The following is a 19,169-nucleotide window of genomic DNA, read 5'->3' as shown; positions in this document are numbered from 1 at the left end:
ATCACGCTACCGCATTTATTCAATTTAACTCATTTCGGTGTTTTCACAGAAATTCCTTCTTCTTTTTACATAAATTATGCGAAATTATTATTATATATTCTTTATTTTATTTTTGAAATAGAATTGAATTTTGCATATAGTGAAAGAGGAATATTAAATAGTCAGCTTTCATAAACGGCACAAAACTCAATTTAACATCAAAAAGCTTCACGTCATGTTGACCGTGAAGCTTTTTGATTAATCAGCCGGCAATTCTGTCACAAGCAATCGCTGAACAGTGCCCTGTTCTTTTTCGTCGACTACAAATGAACCATTTGAATAGCGGTCTACTTTTTTCAGCGACTGCACATCGATTTGAATATCTTCTCCTTTGTTCATACGTAAAAAATACGTGTGATGCTCATCAATCAATGCAGCCCCGGTAATGCGATGAGGATTCGCTTTTAATTCTCTCAGCATGACAACACCGCGTTTTGCCCGGGTTGATTTTTCAAATTGATCAAACCCGCTTCGTTTGACGGCTCCCCGGTTTGTAACAGCAACAAATTGAGCAGAGTCGCCTTCACTTGACACAATAGCTGCAGTGGTATAGTCGCCTTCTTTTAAACTGATTCCTTTTACACCGGCTGCGCGGGGACCGACAACCGGTATTTCTTCTTCGGAAAAACGTAATCCAAAGCCGAAATGGGTGACAAGCAGCACATCAAATGCTCCGTCCGTTAGCGCAACGGCCCGTACTTCATCATCTTTCTTTACATTCATCGCCATAAGCGGGCGGGAATAGCGCTGCACTTTAAACTGTGATAATTCTGTCCGCTTCACCATTCCCGCTTTCGTCACAGCAAGAATATATTTGGGTTTTGTAAAATCCCGAATGGAAAATGCCGCTACAATCGTCTCGTCTTTGATGCCATTTACGAGTCCTGCTGCGTGCTGCCCCGCATCTTTCCAACGGATATCCGGCAGTTCATGCACCGGCAAATACAGATAGCTTCCTTTGTTTGTGAAAACTAGAAGTACATCCGTTGTATTCATTTCCTTTTTAAATAATAGACCGTCCGATTCTTTCATCGCTGGAAGACCGCCTGACGCAGTATAGGATCGGATGCCTGTCCGTTTAATATATCCTTCACGCGTCACTGATACGATGACATCCTCGCTCGGAATCATCGCTTCCCGATCAATTTTAATCTCTTCAATTTCCGCTTCAATTTTTGTACGGCGCTCCGTTGCATACGTTTTTTTCAACTCTTTCAGTTCACGTTTAATAACGGAAGCAAGCTTTTTATCGCTTGCTAAAACGGATTCCAAAAGTTGAATAGTCTTCTCAAGCTCCTCTGATTCTCTTTCAAGAGCGGTAATATCCGTATTCGTTAAACGGTATAACTGCAATGTCACTATCGCCTCTGCCTGTGCTTCTGTAAAGGAAAATTCTGCTATAAGCCGGTTTTTTGCATCCTGCTTATCTTTCGAAGCACGAATGCAGGCGATCACTTCGTCCAGAATCGACAACGCTTTTATTAAACCCGCAACGATGTGATGGCGCACTTTCGCTTTTTCAAGATCGTATTCTGACCGGTTTGTCACCACTTCTTTCCGGTGCTCAATATATGCATCAAGCAGCCGGTTCAGCCCCATTAATACGGGCCGTTTATTATAAATCGCAACCATATTAAAATTGTAGGATACCTGTAAATCGGTCACTTTATATAAATATTGCAAGATGAGCTCTGCATCCGCATCTTTTTTTAAATCAACGACTACGCGAAGTCCTGTCCGGTCTGTTTCATCCCGTACTTCTGCTATTCCGTCGAGCTTCCGATCGACCCGCAGCTCATCCATTTTTTTGACGAGTGATGCTTTGTTAATTTCATATGGAATTTCCGTAATGACGATACGCTGACGGCCGCCGCGGACGGACTCAATTTCTGCACGTCCCCGAATAATGATTTTCCCTTTTCCGGTTTTATATGCTTTTTCAATTCCGTCTACTCCTTGGATAATCCCGCCAGTTGGAAAGTCAGGTCCTTTTATAACCGTCATTAACTGCTCCACGGTGCAGTCCGGCTGTTCCATGCGCATAATGACCGCATCAATAACTTCATCCAGTCGGTGCGGCGGAATTTCAGTCGCATAGCCGGCAGAAATTCCGGTCGAACCATTGACCAGTAAATTCGGGAATCTTGCCGGCAGCACGACCGGTTCATTTGTCGTTTCATCAAAGTTCGGGATAAAATCGACGGTCCGTTTTTCGATGTCTGTTAACAGCTCACCCGCGATGGCTGACAACCTTGTTTCCGTGTAACGCATGGCGGCGGGCGGATCGCCGTCCACTGAACCATTATTTCCATGCATTTCAATGAGTGGCGTCCTCATTTTCCAGTCCTGGCTGAGACGCACCATCGCGTCATAAACAGAAGAATCACCATGTGGATGATAATTACCGATGACATTTCCGACCGTTTTGGCTGCTTTCCGGAACGGTTTTTGATGAGTATTGCCTTCTGTATGCATGGAAAAAAGAATGCGGCGCTGTACCGGTTTTAATCCGTCACGTGCATCAGGAAGCGCCCGTTCCTGAATAATATATTTACTGTACCGTCCGAATCGGTCACCAATTACATCTTCGAGCGGCAAATCTTGAATATGTTCTTTCTCCATTGATTAATCCTCCCTGCTGCCGGTCAACTGATCACTTTCAAGCAGTGCTGCTTCTTCTTCGAGTCCGAATGCGACATTGGATTCGATCCACTTTCTGCGCGGCTCGACCTTATCCCCCATTAACACGGTAACACGGCGTTCAGCACGAGCTGCATCGTCTATCGTGACCCTGATGAGCGTTCTTGTCTCTGGATTCATCGTTGTGTCCCACAGCTGATCGGCATTCATCTCACCTAGCCCTTTATAGCGCTGAATGACCGCACCTTTACCCATTTTTTTCAAAAGGGATTCGAGTTCCCGCTCTGTCCACACATACTCAGCCACTTCTTTTTTACCTGTGCCTTTACTTACTTTAAAGAGCGGCGGTAAAGCAATAAACACTTTCCCGCTTTCGATAAGCGGCTTCATATAGCGGTAGAAAAATGTGAGCAACAGGACTTGAATGTGAGCACCGTCCGTGTCGGCATCGGTCATTATAATGACTTTATCGTAATTCGTATCTTCCACTGCAAAATCAGGTCCTACTCCAGCACCAACTGCGTGAATGATCGTATTAATTTCTTCATTTTTGAAAATGTCCGCGAGTTTTGCTTTTTCGGTATTAATCACTTTCCCCCGAAGCGGCAAAACCGCTTGAAATCTCCGGTCACGTCCTTGCTTCGCTGAACCGCCCGCCGAGTCTCCCTCAACGAGGTACAGTTCATTCTTTTCTGGGTTGCGCGACTGAGCCGGTGTCAGTTTGCCTGATAAAATCGATTCGCCTTTTTTGCGTTTTTTTCCGTTTCGTGCATCTTCACGCGCTTTCCGGGCCGCTTCACGCGCCTGAGCGGCTTTAACGGCTTTTTTAATAAGCAATGCACTTACTTCCGGATTTTCTTCCAAAAAATAAAGCAGTTTTTCTGATATAACCTGGTCAACGGCTGAACGCGCTTCTCCTGTGCCAAGCTTTCCTTTCGTCTGTCCTTCAAACTGCAGCAAATGTTCCGGCACACGTACAGAGACAACAGCGGTTAACCCTTCCCGAATGTCCGTGCCCTCTAAATTTTTGTCTTTTTCTTTCAACAACCCGCTTTTCCGTGCATATTCGTTAAAGGTCCGCGTCATGGCCGCTCTTGCACCAGCTTCATGTGTGCCTCCATCTTTTGTGCGTACATTGTTGACAAAGGATAAGACATTTTCGGAAAAACCGTCATTAAACTGAAAAGCAAACTCGGCTTCTATTTCATTTTGGGTACCGGAAAAAGAGGCGACAGGATGAAGTGTGTCTTTTTCTTCGTTCAAATATTTAACGAACTCTTCAATACCGTTTTCATAAAAATATTCTTCCTTCTGCTCTCGGTCTTTCCGTTTGTCTTCAAGGGTAATTTTTAATCCTTTTAATAGAAAAGCGGATTCGCGCAGCCGTTCGCCAAGCGTATCAAATTGAAAAACAGTGGTTGAAAAAATAGATGAATCCGGTTTGAAATGGATTTCCGTACCGGTCGATTTTGCTTTACCTTTTTTCTCAAGGGTTGTAATCGGCTTGCCGCCATCCCTAAATTGCTGTTCATATTGATAACCGTCACGCCAAATTTTCACTGTTAACGATTCTGACAGCGCATTAACAACTGAAGCACCGACACCGTGCAGTCCACCGCTCGTTTTATAGCCGCCCTGACCGAATTTCCCTCCGGCATGAAGCACTGTTAATATAACTTCTGTTGTCGGTTTGCCGGTACGGTGCATTCCCGTTGGCATACCGCGTCCATAGTCGCGTACGCTGATCGAATTGTCTTCATAAATCGTGACATTAATTTCAGTGCCGTGACCGCCGAGCGCTTCATCTACCGAGTTGTCAACGATTTCATAAACAAGATGATGCAGTCCCCGCCCATCTGTTGAACCAATATACATACCAGGACGCTTCCGGACCGCTTCAAGCCCCTCCAGCACCTGTATGGAATCATCATTATAAACTGCCTTTTGCTTTGAATCCGCCATAAAAATCCCCTCTCTTTCCAAAAACCAGGACAACGAAACGTATGTTCCTAATTATCATATCATACATGTCAATCACTCAACAATTTCCTTTTTATATTCCGTTAAAAGAGTACGTTACTTTTCAGCGAGAATCAACCGAAATATTTTTCCCGCCGCATGATCCGTCATGGTAAAATGATGATTAGACGTCATTCACACGATTATACAATACGAAAAGGGAGAATGAAAAATTGATTCAGGCATTTATTTTACTATTCGCTTATTTACTTGGTTCGATCCCGTCCGGCCTTATTGCCGGAAAAGTTTTTTTCGGCATCGATATACGCGATCATGGAAGCGGTAATCTTGGAGCAACCAACTCTTTTCGCGTTTTGGGCAAAAAAGCAGGCGCGTTTGTGACAGCGGCAGATATTTTAAAAGGAACCGCAGCTGCTCTCCTTCCCCTAATGTTTGATGTTGACGTTCATCAGCTTCTTGCCGGACTGCTGGCGGTCATCGGGCATATGTTCCCAATCTTTGCCGGATTCCGCGGTGGAAAAGCTGTGGCCACTTCGGCTGGTGTTTTACTTGCCTACAACCCGCTGTTTTTCTTGTTTTTAGCTGCTATATTTGTCACCATGATCTTAATGACAAAATATGTATCGCTCGCATCCGTAACAGCGGCGGCGGGGGCATTCATCTATGCGGTTATTCACACAGTATACACGCAGGACATCCCTTTTCTTACAGTTGTTTCCGCTCTCGCGTTTTTCGTTATTTACCGGCACAAGTCAAATATCGTCCGTTTAAAAAATGGGACGGAACCAAAAATTAATGCAGGGAGAAAAAACTGAAACAAGCGGCTTAACTTTTAATGTGTTAAGCCGCTTGTTTTTATAAATCCTTCATCATCACAAAAGACAGTCATTGGACCTTCATTTCGATGAAACGTCATTTTTTTATGCCGATTTGGATCGGCAACATTATTCGCGCACTTCCGGTATAAACCGTATATCGTGAAAATTGGCTACTCCGTTCCAGAAGCAATCATAAACAGATCTTCATACCGGCAATGAATAGCCCCTTTCAAACGAGATTACTAACGGATTTTTATAAATCCATCTTCTGATAGTCTAGCTTTTACACCAACTTCTTTTCTTACAAAATGAAGACGGCGTTTTCCAACCTGTATAATGGTGTCTTCAAATGCTTCTCCTATTTCAATGATACCGCTTTCATTAGTTTTCAACACTGTTTTTACAGCCGTTTCAGAACTGGTTTTCCCCACTTTGATTCGGTTTGCCGCGTACACTTCCCCTCCTTTTACATATCCTTCAGTCAAAAAATCATTGCCTGCTTTCACATAGCAGTTATAAATTCCCTGCCCCGTAATGATCACATCGCCGCTTGAAAAAAGACGGCTGTTTAACGCATAAGGAAGAATCATTTTTGCCTCTATATCTTCCATCATTTTATTCATTTCATATACAGCGATGGCTTCGCTCATCGTCTCCTCCATATATTCAATTACGTTCCGGTCTCCCGGAGGAAGGGTAAAAAATAATTTGTATAAGTGAGTAGACAAATTGCTCCATTCTTCGTCAATAAGACTGTGATAACGGGCGGTTTTATGAATAAAGCTTTTCAGCTCATCCATCATAAGCGCATTTTTTTTGCCAACAATCAACCGAAAAGCACCCCATGTTTGACCGATTGAAAGCTGGCGTACTTTTTCATCGTTTAACAGAAAATTTAGGGATTTGCTGACAAGTTCCAAATGTACGATAATGCCGCTTAACTGCGCCGTTAATTCCGAAATCACAATACTCGATTTTCCGGTTGAAAGCGTTGATGAAAACACGTTTCCCTTCATTTCAATACAGCTGCCTGATTGAATAGAGGCTTTTGAAATGGAGCCGGTGATGGTAATATCACCTTTTGCTTCCACCTTCATTAAATCCTTTACATTTCCTTTTATTTGCACATCTCCGTCAAAGTAAATATTTCCGCTTTTTAAACTGACGTCACCTTCATGCTCATATTGTTTTAACAAATGAATTTTCACGAGATTCCCGCTTCTTTCCACATGAGGACGACCGGATGTTAACGAGATGATTTCTTCACCGCCAAGCATTCTGACTCCTTTGCCAGTCCGGACAATCACGTCTTTGGCAGGTTTCGGTTTTAATTCATAACCGGTAACGGAAATACCTGGTTTCCCTTGCTGGGCCGGTTTGATATGCGCAATCAGCACCCCTTCTTCAACAGAAGGAATAAAGCCCGTTTCCCGATAATCCACTTTTCCATTTTCCGTTACTTTCGGTCCTGTATCAAAAGCGCGATTTACTTCTACAACAAAATCAATGGAACCATCCACTCCGTCTACAGGAGGAATGCCCTTTGCAATGACAAATGTGCCCGGTTCAAGTGTTTCGGCTGCTTTGACAATTTCAGCATGTTGTATGCCTGTTGTGATACCCATTTCCTTTAACTCATCTCGAATTTCTTTTTCAGTTAAAGGGTTATGGACATCAATCACTTTCTCCACTTGAAGTTTTAATGTTTCAAGTCTAGGTGATTCTTTTACTTTGTACGTTATACGACGCTCTGGTTGAACATCAATTGAAACCGACAGCTCATCCTGCGCGACGTTCAGTGACCACTTTGCCTGCTCAACAGTTTCGCGGGGTCTGACTTCAATCTCATCACTTTCCGTCACTGTTCTTCTTCCCGTCAGTAAACGACTGTTCACGTACACTGCCACATGCGGGTGCGGCACAATAAACAGCTGCTCATCGCCTGGAGAAGATACGATTACTTTTTCATTCAAAACTTGAATATAAGGTTTTGTATCTTTTTTTCGAAAAGACAAAGATGCTGCTTCCGCTTCGTATATATGGTTTGTTGTTCCTTCATCCATCAACGCTCCAACTGCAGTCTCTTTCGATTTAATTTCAGCGGCTTCTTTTTTAATGACCTTGACAACCGCTGCCTTTTGTCTCATGCCCAAAAAAGAACGGCCGCCGTTTTCAAGTATAATAATATCTACTTCCGGCAATGTAGCATTGAGCAGCTTGAGCGCATTTTGCACCGCTTCTTCCGTAGTAGCACCTTTCGCAACAATCGACGTTTCCATGACGATATCCTCCTTAAGCTATCCTGCTCCGGCAGCGCTGTGTATTATGTTGACTCAACATGATTCTATGCTACACTTAAAAAAAGAGCGGAGTTGATTATCGTGAAAATTGAAATAGACAGTCAGGCAAAAAAATGGTTTGAAGAGGAGATGCAGGCAGCTAATGGTGACTTTATCCGCTTTTACGTCCGATATGGCGGTTCGAGCCCTCTTCATGATGGTTTTTCACTCGGTGTTTCAAAAGAAGAACCGATCGAAGCAGCTGTAACGGCGAAACTCGATGGTGTCACATATTTTATTGAAGAAAAAGATGTTTGGTATTTTGATGGGCATCACCTTGTCGTCGGCTATAACGAGAAGCTCCAGGAACCGGCTTACGAATACATACGTGATTCATTTACTCAAGATGAAATTTTCGGATGTGATGGTGCAAACCTTCCTGTTTTAAAATAAAGAGCTGTTTGTCACCGAGTAAATCATAATGCGGACGGGATGGATTGCGCATGTCAATCCAATCCGGCCGCAGTCCGTATTGATCTCCCCATTCAATAAGCTTATCTACATGAATACAGCCCGCTTTTGTTACGGTGCGGCAATGAGGAAACCGTTCATCATACCAATAATGAGTTAAAAAAGTGATATGGCCCTGTTCAAGTTCCCGCTTCCATCTTTCCACATCGATTCGGTTGATTCCAAATGCCATTACACCGGTTTCTTTTCTTTCTCATATACGCTATGCCACTCCGGAAATTCTTTTTTAAATTTCACCGGACGAAACGTTTCTGTTTTCACCACCGTATGAACGCTTTCACCTGTCACACAAATATCCCCTTCCTTATTCACAATTTCGTAGCCGTATGTTGTCCGGATGCCGCTGTGGCTCTCAATCCACGTCCGTACTTTCGCTGTTTCACCGTAACGGAACGGTTGTTTATATGATATATGAATATCAACGACCGGCGAGACAAAACCCGCTTTTTCCATTTCCGCATAATCAAATCCAAGATCCTTGATTAAACGGGTGCGGCCAATTTCAAACCAGACGACATATTGTCCGTGATATACGACTTGCATCGCATCTGTTTCTGCATAGCGAACTTCTACTTCTGCTTCTGAAATAAACAATGTTCAAAAACTCCTTTATATGACTTGCTTCTATATCTATTTTACCATGTTTTCCCCAAACGTTTATCTTTTTTGTCTTTTCGGGTAAAAGTAATCATCAGCATCAAGGAGGAGTTTAGTTGATTACGCATTTAAAAAAAGAAAAAGGAAACATGATTGCTCTATTAGAAAAGCTGGTCAATATAGACAGCCATTCATACAATAAAGAAGGCGTTGATAAAATTGGAACTATTTTACAAAAAGAATTTGAAGCCCTCGGCATGAAAGTTGATGTTCATAGAGAAAAAAATTTGGCAACCATTTAAGCATTACATCCCCAAACGCAAAACAGCCAGCGATCTTAATTATCGCCCATATGGATACCGTGTTTCCGGATGGTGAAGCTAAAACGCGGCCATTTAAAATTATTGGGGATAAAGCATACGGTCCTGGCGTAAATGACGAAAAAGCGAGTCATGTTCAGGTTTTATATGCTTTAAAAGCGTTAAAAAAAAGCGGGCTCTCCTCTTTTCATAACGTGCATATCCTATTTAACAGCGATGAAGAACTCGGGTCCCCCTCTTCAAAAGCCATTATTAAAGAAGCAGCTGAAGGGAAAGATTATAGTCTTGTCGTTGAATGCGGACGCCCAAATGATGGTGTTGTGACATCACGAAAGGGCGTCGGACGATTTACCATGAGTGTAACCGGTAAAAGTGCCCACGCCGGTGTCGAACCCGAAATCGGCCGAAGCGCAATTGAAGAAATAGCCTATAAAGTGATTAAACTGCAGCACTTGAATGATTATGAAAACGGCCTTACGGTTAATGTCGGGTTAATTAACGGCGGAACATCAGCCAATACGGTTTCACCGGAAGCAGAGGCGGTCATAGACGTGCGCGTTCAAAATAAAGAACAGACAGAGGGCGTCGTGAAAGACATATACGCCATTGCAGAGGAAGATACTGTGCAAGGAACGGATACGAAAGTGGCCGGACAAATTTCACGGCCTCCTATGGAAATGACCAGAGCTTCAAAAAAGCTTCTTAACCGTATCGTCGAAATAGGAAGGGAAATTGGACTTGAGATTCACGGAGAGTCAACAGGCGGAGCTTCAGATGCCTCTTTCACCGCAAGTGAAGGAATCCCCACCATCGATGGACTCGGACCGATTGGAGAGTTTTCCCATAGTGAGACGGACGAATATACACTTGTCGATTCACTCATTGAACGGACCGCCCTTCTTGCGAAAACGATTGAACAACTGTCAAAAAAAGAGACGGAGGAACACGCATGACAATGGAGCACATCTGGGCCAATCAGAAAGAAGGTTTAAACAAACAGCAGGCACGCGGAAAAAACGGCATGACCGCCAGTGCAACGGAAGAATCTTCTAAAATCGGCGCTGAAATTTTATCCAGCGGAGGCAATGCCATGGATGCACTTGCCGCAATGCAGTTTGCACTCGCTGTATCAGAACCGTTTAATACGGGGCTTGCGGCAAGTGGATTCATCATGTATTACGATGCAAACAAGAAGAAGGCATTTGTCGTAAATGGTCATTCCATTGCGCCCCAAAAAGCACATAAAAATATTTTTGTGGATGAACATCAGGATATTATTCCTTTTTTGAAGCGTTCAACACCAGGAACAGCCGTATCCGTTCCTGGTATTTTAAAAGGATTTGAAAAAGCATTGGCTGAATTCGGCACGATGAAATGGCCTGACGTCATTGCACCTGCTGTCCGGTTATCCGAAGAAGGTGTACGCGTTAACTTAACATGGAATACCGGCCTCGAACGATTCAGTGACCGGCTCGGCACAGAAGCGCGGAAGTTTTTCTTCCCGGATGACGTTCCCCTTACAGAAGGAGAAGTCGTCACAAATGATAATTTGACGAAAACGCTAAAAATTTTACAGGAACAAGGCGCAGATGCCTTTTATAAGGGCGAAATTGCGGATGCTATTGTTGAAACCGTCCAATCGTTTGACGGTTTTATGAAAAAAAACGATTTAATGGAGTATGAAGCGGTTGTTACAGAGGCGATGACGGGTACATACGGTGATTACACTATTGCCGTCCCATCCCCTCCGAATGCTGGCGGCTTTTCACTTTTGTATATGTTAAAGCTGCTTGAAAACAAGAATATTTCAAAATACGATGTTCGTTCATGGGAAAAATATTATCTTATAGCGGAAGTGCTTCGAGTCATGACAGCCGATAAACTAGCTTTTATGGGGGACCCGAACTTTTATGATATTCCTCTCGACGGTCTTCTTCATGATGAATATGTAGAAAAAAGAGGAGAATTGTTGAATTTCAAATTCCGAAACGATTCTATTACAGAAGGAAATCCATGGAACTATGACAAAAAGAAACAACACCACACAAAAAAAGCAAGTACGAAAGAACCCGGACCGGAAACGACTCATTTTATCGCTGTAGACAAAGAGGGAAATATTGCCGCCTGTACTTCTTCACTTGAACACTTTTTCGGTTCCGGCATTATGGTACCGGAATACGGATTTTTATTAAATAATGACATGACGGATTTTGACCCGGATCCGGCTGGCATTAATGCGGTTGAACCCGGCAAATACCCAGTCAGCATGAAAACGCCGACAATCGTATTTAAAGATGGCCACCCTGTCCTGACCCTTGGTTCTCCGGGCGGTCCCACTATTCCCGCATCGGTTTTACAGACGATGATTCATATTCTCGACTACGGAATGGATGTGAAAGATGCGATTGAGGAACCCCGGATTTATAACGGAACCGGACCGCTTATCTGGCAGGAAGAAGGCATTCCAGATCAGGCAAAAAGAAAACTTGAGCAGATGAATTATCAATTTGATTCTATTGCGCTGTCAATCGGCAATGTACAGGCCATTCTCATCCATACACTAACCGGTGAGCTTTACGGTGCCTGTGATTCTTCGCGACCTGGTATACCAGTAGCTGTAAATACCGTTTAATTTGGAAAGACTCCCTCTGAAAAGTGTTGATTAGAGGGAGCCTTTCATTTCATGTTAAATTGACCCCAGCGCTGCCCATTTATTGTGAAAGATTAATTCTTTTAATCTTTCTCTTTTTCTCCATTTCTCTGTTTCTAAAATAGGAGCCTTCGGATACACATCTGTCCAGCCAATTGAAAGCAGCGCAACTGGATCAATATGAGGGGGAATACCTAAAATGTCGCGCACATCCGCTTTTTTATAAAAACTGACCCATCCCATCGCCAATCCTTCCGCACAGGATGCCAGCCACATGTTTTGAATGGCACAAGCCGTTGACATCATGTCCGTTTCCGGGATTGAGTTTCGCCCCAGCACATGTGAACCTCCCCTGGATGGATCGCATGTGACACAAATCGTTAATGGTGCTTCTTTCAGCCCCTCAATTTTTAAATCCAGAAATTTTTCCGACCGGTCATCATTTTCATAATGGATGGCAAGTGCCCTCCGTTCTTTATCGGCTGCCCATGCTAATTGTTCTTTTATGTGGTCATCATCTATTAAGATAAAGTTCCAAGGCTGCATAAACCCGACGGATGGTCCGTGATGAGCCGCTTCTAAAATGCGGTCAACTGCCGATTGAGGGACAGGATCCGGTAAAAAACTCCGAACATCTCTTCTTGTAAAGATCACTTTATAGACCGCTTCTTTTTCTTCATCTGTAAACATTTTAAAGTCCTCCATTAATCGCGATTGGAAATTTGCGCTGTTTCAAAGGTAGCCATTTCTTTCAACATGACAACGGCGGATTGAAGAATAGGAAAAGCAACCGCCGCCCCGCTCCCTTCACCGAGCCGCATCCCTAAATCGAGAATCGGTTTTTTTCCTAATAAATCCATCACAATCGCATGACCCGGCTCTACCGAACGATGCCCCATAATCATATAATCCGTCACCTGACTCGATATCATTTGCGCGACCAGACCGGCTGTTGCCGCAATAAACCCGTCGACAAGAATCGGTATTCTGTTGCTGGCAGCAGCAAGCATCGCTCCGGCCATCCCGGCAATTTCAAGCCCGCCGATTTTCGATAAAAGATCGATCGGATCCGTATTGCTCGGTTTTCTCTTTTCCAGAGCCCTCTTAATCACCTGTTGTTTAAATTGAATTTTTTCATCCTCAATTCCTGTCCCTGTTCCGACCAGGCTTTCGATGTTTTTCCCGCTGACAGCCGCCAAAATAGCACTGCTTGTCGTCGTGTTGCCGATCCCCATTTCCCCTAAAATCAGACATTTAATGCCATCGTCAATTAATTTTTGTGCTTGTTCATAGCCCACTTCAATTGCTTGTATCGCTTCAGAGGGTGACATCGCATTTTCTTCATAAAAATTAGCTGTAGCATATCGAACTTTTTTATTAATGAGGTTTTCATCATCCATATCAACCGCAACGCCAATATCTACAATGTTTAACCGGGCACGGATGGCTTTACTGAATACATTTATGGCTGCTCCGCCATTTAAAAAATTCCGCACCATTTGATAGGTTACTTCCTGTGGAAAAGCAGACACCCCTTCAGCAGTAATCCCATGATCAGCTGCAAAAACAATTATTCCTGGCGGTGAAACCTCCGGAAAAGCGTGTCCTGTCATTTTTGCTAATTCTATGACCAATTCCTCCAGCCTGCCCAGACTGCCTGGCGGTTTCGTTAGAGAATCAACATATTTCTGTACAAGAACACCCGTTTCTTCATCCAGTTTTGGTATATGTATCGATTGTAACGCGCTCATCATATCTTAGTATCATCCTCTCATTGTCTGCTTCCTTATCTATACGAAAAAACCTTAACCGGTGGGGTTAAGGTTTCAAATAAGCACTCTATTTATAGGCAATACAAAAAGTGTTTATAAAATCCTTATCTTCCCACCGAAGAATACAGAAACATTTATAAGCAGGTCTCCTGACTTAGTATTTGTTTATAAAAAACAGCTTTTACAGTAGCGGGGGCTGCTCCGGATTTTCACCGGATTCCCTATTATCTCTCAACGAAACGGTCTCGAGCACTTATAAATTATTATTCAGTTCTATGTTTCATTAAACTATAATTAAACGGTAATAGCAACTTACTTTTTCAAATGAAAAAAGGAGGATTTCTCATGATTGATGACCAATGATGAATACTTTCATTACATATGACTGCAAGCTCATTCTGCTGATTTAGCACGGGCAATAAATTTCGATTCAACCCTTTTTTCAAGTACTTCCATTGCTTCCTGATCAGCAAGTAATTCTTCCTTATTTTCTTTTATAAGATTCGCTAATGTTTTTTTTCTGATTTTGCTCATCCTACTCTCTCCTTTCTATATAGATTTATTATTCCCGCAAAAAAATTTTTTATACTAAATATTCATACAATTATGACATGCAAAAAAGCCAGCTCCATTTGATTGGAGCTGGCTTTGTTATTTATCTTTATTTACCTGCGTTAACACTTTGTAATTTACCGCGAAGGACCATTTGCAGGATGCCGCCGTGACGGTAGTAATCTACGTCTACTTCAGAATCGAAACGAACAAGCGCTTCAAATTCTGTTTTCTTGCCATCTTTATCAGTCGCTGTTACTTTCACAACTTCACGTGGTTTCACGTTGTCATTAATGGCTACTTCGATCGTTTCTTCACCAGTCAATCCAAGAGTCGTTGCATTTTCGCCCAATTTGAATTGAAGCGGAAGTACACCCATCATAACAAGGTTAGAACGGTGAATACGCTCATAGCTTTCTGCGATGACTGTTTTCACACCAAGCAGATTTGTTCCTTTTGCTGCCCAGTCACGTGAAGAACCCATTCCGTAATCTTTACCAGCAAGAACAACAAGACCTGTTCCTTGCTCTTGATATTTCATGCATGCATCATAAATTGGCATTACTTCTCCTGTTGGCCAGAATGTTGTGAAGCCGCCTTCCGTGCCAGGAGCGATTTGGTTACGGATGCGGATATTCGCAAACGTACCGCGCATCATGACTTCGTGGTTACCGCGTCGTGAACCGTATGAGTTGAAGTCACGAGGCTCAACGCCTTTTGAACGAAGATATAAGCCTGCTGGTGTATCTTTACCGATTGCACCTGCTGGAGAGATATGGTCTGTTGTTACAGAATCACCGAATTTACCCATTACCCGCAAGCCAGTAAGAGCTTGGATCGGTTCAGGATTTGGTGAAAGATTTTGGAAGAATGTCGGATTCGCAATGTATGTTGAATCCTCATCCCAGCTGTAAAGCGCTTCGTTGCTCGTTTGAATTTGGTTCCATTTCGCATTGCTGTTGAATACTTGCTCATATTCTTTACGGAATAATTCAGGCGTTACAGTCCGTTTAACAACTTCTTTTACTTCTTCTGTTCCAGGCCAGATATCTTTAAAGAAAACATCCTGACCATCTTTTCCTTTGCCGATCGGCTCATTTTTAAGGTCTACGTTTACATTACCAGCCAGTGCATACGCAACAACAAGCGGTGGTGATGCTAAGTAATTTCCTTTTACAAGCGGATGAATACGGCCTTCAAAGTTTCGGTTACCTGAAAGAACAGATGTAACAAGAAGATCAGAATCAATGATCGCTTTTTCGATTTCTTCCTTCATTGGACCAGAGTTACCAATACATGTTGTACAGCCATAGCCAACTACATTAAAGCCGATTTGTTCCATATAAGGAAGTAAACCGGAATCACGCAAATAGCCCGTTACAACCTTTGAGCCCGGTGCGAGTGATGTTTTCACATATTTCGGCACTTGAAGACCAAGTTCAACGGCTTTTTTCGCTACAAGCCCTGCCGCAAGCAATACGTATGGGTTCGATGTATTTGTGCAGGATGTAATCGCTGCGATGCCGATTGCACCTGTTTTCATTTCAGCAGTAGTGCCGTCGTTGAATGTAACCGTTGTTGTACGGTCAAGCTCATCTGCTGTCAAACCGAAGCCGTGGTTGCCTTGTGGAGCGCTGACAGCTTCCTGGAATGATTTTTTCATTTGAGAAAGTGGAATTAAATCTTGCGGACGTTTCGGACCGGACAAGTTTGGCTCGATCTCTGCAAGGTTAAGTTCTACCACTTCTGTGTATATTGGATCTTCGTTTGCAGAAGTGAAGAACATGCCATTTTCCTTCAAGTACTGTTCCACAACTTGAATATGGTCTTCGTCACGGCCAGTTAAGCGCATGTAATCAAGCGCTTCCGCATCAACAGGGAAGAAACCGCATGTTGCGCCATATTCAGGTGCCATGTTGGCAATCGTTGCACGGTCTGCAAGCGGAAGTGTGGATACACCCGCGCCGAAAAATTCAACAAATTTACCAACTACGCCTTGCTGACGAAGAATTTGTGTTACTTTAAGCGCAAGGTCAGTAGCCGTTGCCCCATCTGGGAGTTCTCCTGTCAACTTTACGCCAACCACTTCCGGAATCGGGAAGTATGAAGGCTGCCCAAGCATTCCTGCTTCCGCTTCAATACCGCCAACACCCCATCCAAGAACGCCGATTCCATTAATCATTGTTGTATGAGAGTCCGTACCAACAAGGGTATCTGGATATGTTTCGAATTCGCCTTCAGTTGTTTCAACTGCATGAACAACACTGGCAAGGTATTCAAGGTTTACCTGATGAACGATTCCCGTTGCCGGTGGAACCGCACGGTAGTTATCGAACGCTTTTTGCGCCCAGCTTAAAAACTCATAGCGCTCCGCATTGCGGTCAAACTCAAGTTCCATATTGCGCTCAAGCGCTTCCGGTGTTCCGTAAGCATCTACCTGAACAGAGTGGTCAATGACAAGGTCAACCGGAATTTCCGGGTTGATGACTTGCGGATCGCCGCCGATGTCAGCCATTGCTTTGCGTAGAGACGCAAGGTCAACGACAACCGGTACACCCGTAAAATCCTGTAAAATAACGCGTGATGGCTTAAAAGGAACCTCTGCTTCTTTATCAGCGTCCACTCCCCATTTCGCCAAGTTTTCAACGTGGTCTTTTTTAATGACATAGCCATCATATTGACGCAGCACAGATTCAAGCAATACTTTAATCGAATATGGCAGGCGTGAAATTTTTGCCGTTCCCGCTTCTTCAAGAGCCGCCAGACGGTAGTAATTGTAGCGCTTACCATTCAGGTCAAAGCTAGCGCGGGCGTTAAATACATCATTTTTCGCCATTTCGGTTCCCCCTCTAAAATATGAATATGTAAGACATCCGAAAAATTAGTTCTTTTCATTAATATTCTAATTTTCCACACCCTTTATCTTATTACAAGGATCTATATAAGTAAATAACAAGAAGTTAATCACGGATCATAAGAAAAACTAATCACTTAAAAAAAGATTTTTTTGATTTTACAGCCAGTATATCACCCATCCAGCCTTTTTTCTTTAAAAACACATATAGTGCAAATGTACTGGCTGCGATTAACACACCAGAGAATAAATATCCGTATTTCCATTCCAGCTCCGGCATGTGTTTAAAATTCATTCCCCAGACAGCCCCCAGTGCCATGACAGGAGTAAACAGCGTCGTAATCACAGTCAATGTTTTCATAATTTCATTTCCACGATGGGTAGAGACGACATTTTCCAAATCTAAAAGCGCATCAATTTCTTCTTCATATTCGCGGATTAATTCCCTTGCACGTGTAATACGGCGCTTTGTTCGTTTATACTGAGTCCCTTCCATTGCTTCATCGCCAAATGCTTCTCCCACAGCCATGCGAATTTCCATCATCGGAATGATTAAATTTTTCCAAATTAAAAGCTCATGATCTGCATTAGCCGTTCGATCCAAAATTTTTGTATTATTCCTCTCTTTTATATCCCAGAGCAAATCACGCAGCCTGATCTCAAATTTGTCAATCTCCATAAGAAAGTGCGACATTATTTCACCGAGCAGCACAAGAAATCCTTCGATTGGTGTTTCAGACAAATTCATTTTTTCTCTCATTGCTTTTACATTGGCATGGTCAAGTTCCTTTAAATCCAGATCGGCAGTGACGAGCTCGTCGCGTGTCAAGTAAAAATGAAACACACATTTTTTCTGTTTCTCGTGTATGTCCTGCTTGTACACGATCGATCCCCAGATCACTTCATCATCCGGTGTACCCGTGTACATTTCAAGGGAATTTGTTTGATTCGTTTTCACCGCGTCAATCCACTTTTGACACGTATGATGCTTCCTGGCAAGTTGTTTTGCCTGTTCCTCATCCTTTATATCAAACTCTTTCCATTTCCATTGCGAAGAGTGGAATGTATGTTCCATTCAAATCCAATCCTTCCCCTATATCGTTCTTCAGCTCTTCAATAATATACCCTGTATTATTTATTCAAAACGCTTTCCTTTTTCAATTGACAATGTTTTGAAAGTGCAGAGGGCGGGTACACTGATTTTAAGTAAGAGCCCAAGCGGCAAATAAGCAAGGAGGATTTTTATGTATAACAACTTCGTAAATAAAAAAGCAGCAAAACAAAAGAGCGGCGGTCTTGGCTATCTTCTTCTTGGCGCCGGAGTAGCAGCATGGTGGCTGTCGAAAGACGAAAACCGCACGAAATTTGAGGGCTGGATGACACAGGCAAAAAAGAAACTAAATGGCGAAACGTCACCTTCTAATGATACGTTCCCGGTTCATAAAGCCGGCAACCCGTATCCGGACGATATTGGAGATAACAAAATGGTCGATGAAGGTGCACAATTTGCTGTTGACTATTACAATAAAAAAGAGCAGTAAGATCCCTTAAATGCGGGTGGAAGGCCGGATTCTGCTTCATGAAGGGCGAATTCATGGACATTCCGGCCAAAAGTACAAGAAAACCATCCAAAAACTAGAAAATCCGGCTATAGAAATGAAGAAGGGAGGTCTCAAAAGCACATTGAGACCTCCCTTCTTCATTTTTTAATCGGCAAAAAGGTTCTTTTACTTTATACCGTTATCGTTATTCTTCATGCCTGTTTGCATATTCATCGACATAATACAATATGTCAGATACATATTTATCGCTTTTATTGTAAGCGAAAATGGCCCGCTCCAAGTCACCTTCGGCCGCCCCGTTTGACTGCAAATAATTTGCTGCACTGAACACGGCATCTTCAATATCAAATGGATCGGCTTTGCCGTCTCCATTTGCATCCACCCCATACCCTCCGTATTTTTCAATCACTTTCGGATCTACTTTTTCTTTTTCCGGAATATTTCCTTTACCAAGTCCGCTGCAGGTAGGATGCTGCCAGCCGACAAACGTACATGGCATAAAGTAGAGTAAGCACCCGGCGCCTTTTCATGTTTCCATGACAGGTTTCCAAGCACTCCTCCCAGAACCGTACGAA

The 19,169-nt window shown here is 43.1% G+C and carries 16 protein-coding genes, 1 pseudogene and 1 riboswitch; of the genes and pseudogenes, 6 read left to right on the top strand and 11 right to left on the bottom strand.

Features of this window, described 5'->3' with window-relative positions; translation table 11 throughout:
• Nucleotides 1-237: 237 nt before the first annotated feature.
• Together parC and parE are read right to left on the bottom strand one after the other, a co-directional pair.
• Nucleotides 238-2,661 (bottom strand): DNA topoisomerase IV subunit A, encoded by a 2,424-nt coding sequence (gene parC, locus BTO30_RS13960; protein ID WP_075399327.1) that lies wholly within the window; start codon nucleotides 2,659-2,661, stop codon nucleotides 238-240.
• 3 nt (nucleotides 2,662-2,664) lie between these two features.
• A complete protein-coding gene (parE, locus tag BTO30_RS13955; protein ID WP_075399326.1) occupies nucleotides 2,665-4,641 on the bottom strand; it encodes a DNA topoisomerase IV subunit B in 1,977 nt (658 codons plus the stop codon).
• 233 nt (nucleotides 4,642-4,874) lie between these two features.
• On the opposite strand from parE, the gene plsY reads away from it, so the two are divergent.
• Entirely contained in the window at nucleotides 4,875-5,474 is a 600-nt protein-coding gene (plsY, locus tag BTO30_RS13950) for a glycerol-3-phosphate 1-O-acyltransferase PlsY (protein WP_075399373.1), read from the top strand.
• Between the two features lie 245 nt (nucleotides 5,475-5,719).
• Here the strand turns inward: plsY and BTO30_RS13945 are convergent, their stop codons facing one another.
• On the bottom strand, nucleotides 5,720-7,756 hold the full coding sequence (locus BTO30_RS13945; protein WP_075399325.1) for a FapA family protein: 2,037 nt from the start codon (nucleotides 7,754-7,756) through the stop codon (nucleotides 5,720-5,722).
• A 102-nt stretch (nucleotides 7,757-7,858) separates the two neighbouring features.
• Between BTO30_RS13945 and BTO30_RS13940 the strand changes: the two genes are divergently transcribed.
• Nucleotides 7,859-8,209 carry a HesB/YadR/YfhF family protein gene (locus BTO30_RS13940; RefSeq protein WP_075399324.1) on the top strand — a complete coding sequence of 117 codons (351 nt, stop codon included), beginning with the start codon at nucleotides 7,859-7,861 and terminating at the stop codon, nucleotides 8,207-8,209.
• Here the strand turns inward: BTO30_RS13940 and BTO30_RS13935 are convergent.
• On the bottom strand, nucleotides 8,154-8,459 hold the full coding sequence (locus BTO30_RS13935; RefSeq protein ID WP_075399323.1) for a hypothetical protein: 306 nt from the start codon (nucleotides 8,457-8,459) through the stop codon (nucleotides 8,154-8,156). The two genes, BTO30_RS13940 and BTO30_RS13935, sit on opposite strands and share 56 nt — an antisense overlap.
• Nucleotides 8,459-8,881 carry an acyl-CoA thioesterase gene (locus tag BTO30_RS13930; RefSeq protein ID WP_075399322.1) on the bottom strand — a complete coding sequence of 141 codons (423 nt, stop codon included), beginning with the start codon at nucleotides 8,879-8,881 and terminating at the stop codon, nucleotides 8,459-8,461. Before BTO30_RS13930 ends, BTO30_RS13935 begins: the two co-directional genes overlap by 1 nt.
• A gap of 119 nt (nucleotides 8,882-9,000) precedes the next feature.
• Between BTO30_RS13930 and BTO30_RS17960 the strand changes: the two genes are divergently transcribed.
• From BTO30_RS17960 to ggt, 3 genes are read left to right on the top strand one after another with little or no spacing between them, the layout of a single operon-like run.
• Nucleotides 9,001-9,186, top strand: coding sequence for a hypothetical protein (locus tag BTO30_RS17960; protein WP_342743418.1), 186 nt, complete (start codon nucleotides 9,001-9,003; stop codon nucleotides 9,184-9,186).
• Nucleotides 9,187-9,236: 50 nt separating this feature from the next.
• On the top strand, nucleotides 9,237-10,157 hold the full coding sequence (locus tag BTO30_RS13925) for a M20 family metallopeptidase (RefSeq protein ID WP_342743417.1): 921 nt from the start codon (nucleotides 9,237-9,239) through the stop codon (nucleotides 10,155-10,157).
• Entirely contained in the window at nucleotides 10,154-11,836 is a 1,683-nt protein-coding gene (gene ggt / locus BTO30_RS13920) for a gamma-glutamyltransferase (protein ID WP_075399321.1), read from the top strand. The genes BTO30_RS13925 and ggt overlap by 4 nt, the downstream gene beginning before the upstream one ends.
• 54 nt (nucleotides 11,837-11,890) lie before the next feature.
• Here the strand turns inward: ggt and bluB are convergent, their stop codons facing one another.
• The 5 genes from bluB to BTO30_RS13895 all read right to left on the bottom strand — a co-directional run bounded on the left by bluB (nucleotide 11,891) and on the right by BTO30_RS13895 (nucleotide 18,107).
• Nucleotides 11,891-12,544, bottom strand: a complete 654-nt coding sequence (gene bluB / locus BTO30_RS13915; protein WP_075399320.1) for a 5,6-dimethylbenzimidazole synthase — start codon at nucleotides 12,542-12,544, stop codon at nucleotides 11,891-11,893.
• 14 nt (nucleotides 12,545-12,558) lie between these two features.
• Nucleotides 12,559-13,605: a nicotinate-nucleotide--dimethylbenzimidazole phosphoribosyltransferase gene (gene cobT, locus BTO30_RS13910; protein WP_075399372.1), complete on the bottom strand. Its 1,047-nt coding sequence runs from the start codon at nucleotides 13,603-13,605 to the stop codon at nucleotides 12,559-12,561.
• 143 nt (nucleotides 13,606-13,748) lie between these two features.
• Nucleotides 13,749-13,898: riboswitch (cobalamin riboswitch) on the bottom strand.
• A gap of 121 nt (nucleotides 13,899-14,019) precedes the next feature.
• Nucleotides 14,020-14,160, bottom strand: coding sequence for an FbpB family small basic protein (locus tag BTO30_RS13905; protein WP_075399319.1), 141 nt, complete (start codon nucleotides 14,158-14,160; stop codon nucleotides 14,020-14,022).
• Nucleotides 14,161-14,287: 127 nt separating this feature from the next.
• Nucleotides 14,288-17,014, bottom strand: a complete 2,727-nt coding sequence (gene acnA, locus BTO30_RS13900; RefSeq protein ID WP_075399318.1) for an aconitate hydratase AcnA — start codon at nucleotides 17,012-17,014, stop codon at nucleotides 14,288-14,290.
• Between the two features lie 151 nt (nucleotides 17,015-17,165).
• Nucleotides 17,166-18,107: a magnesium transporter CorA family protein gene (locus BTO30_RS13895; RefSeq protein ID WP_075399317.1), complete on the bottom strand. Its 942-nt coding sequence runs from the start codon at nucleotides 18,105-18,107 to the stop codon at nucleotides 17,166-17,168.
• Nucleotides 18,108-18,276: 169 nt separating this feature from the next.
• Here BTO30_RS13895 and BTO30_RS13890 point away from each other — a divergent pair, with 169 nt between their 5' ends.
• Nucleotides 18,277-18,573, top strand: a complete 297-nt coding sequence (locus BTO30_RS13890; RefSeq protein WP_075399316.1) for a hypothetical protein — start codon at nucleotides 18,277-18,279, stop codon at nucleotides 18,571-18,573.
• Between the two features lie 205 nt (nucleotides 18,574-18,778).
• Here the strand turns inward: BTO30_RS13890 and BTO30_RS13885 are convergent.
• Nucleotides 18,779-19,099: pseudogene (locus tag BTO30_RS13885) on the bottom strand (lytic murein transglycosylase); the annotation flags it as partial.
• Between the last annotated feature and the right edge of the window lie 70 nt (nucleotides 19,100-19,169).

The organism is Domibacillus antri (assembly GCF_001936625.1).
Classification (GTDB): domain Bacteria; phylum Bacillota; class Bacilli; order Bacillales; family Domibacillaceae; genus Domibacillus; species Domibacillus antri.
The sequence above is the reverse complement of the archived record's forward strand: the minus strand, read 5'-3'. Positions and strand labels throughout refer to the sequence as shown.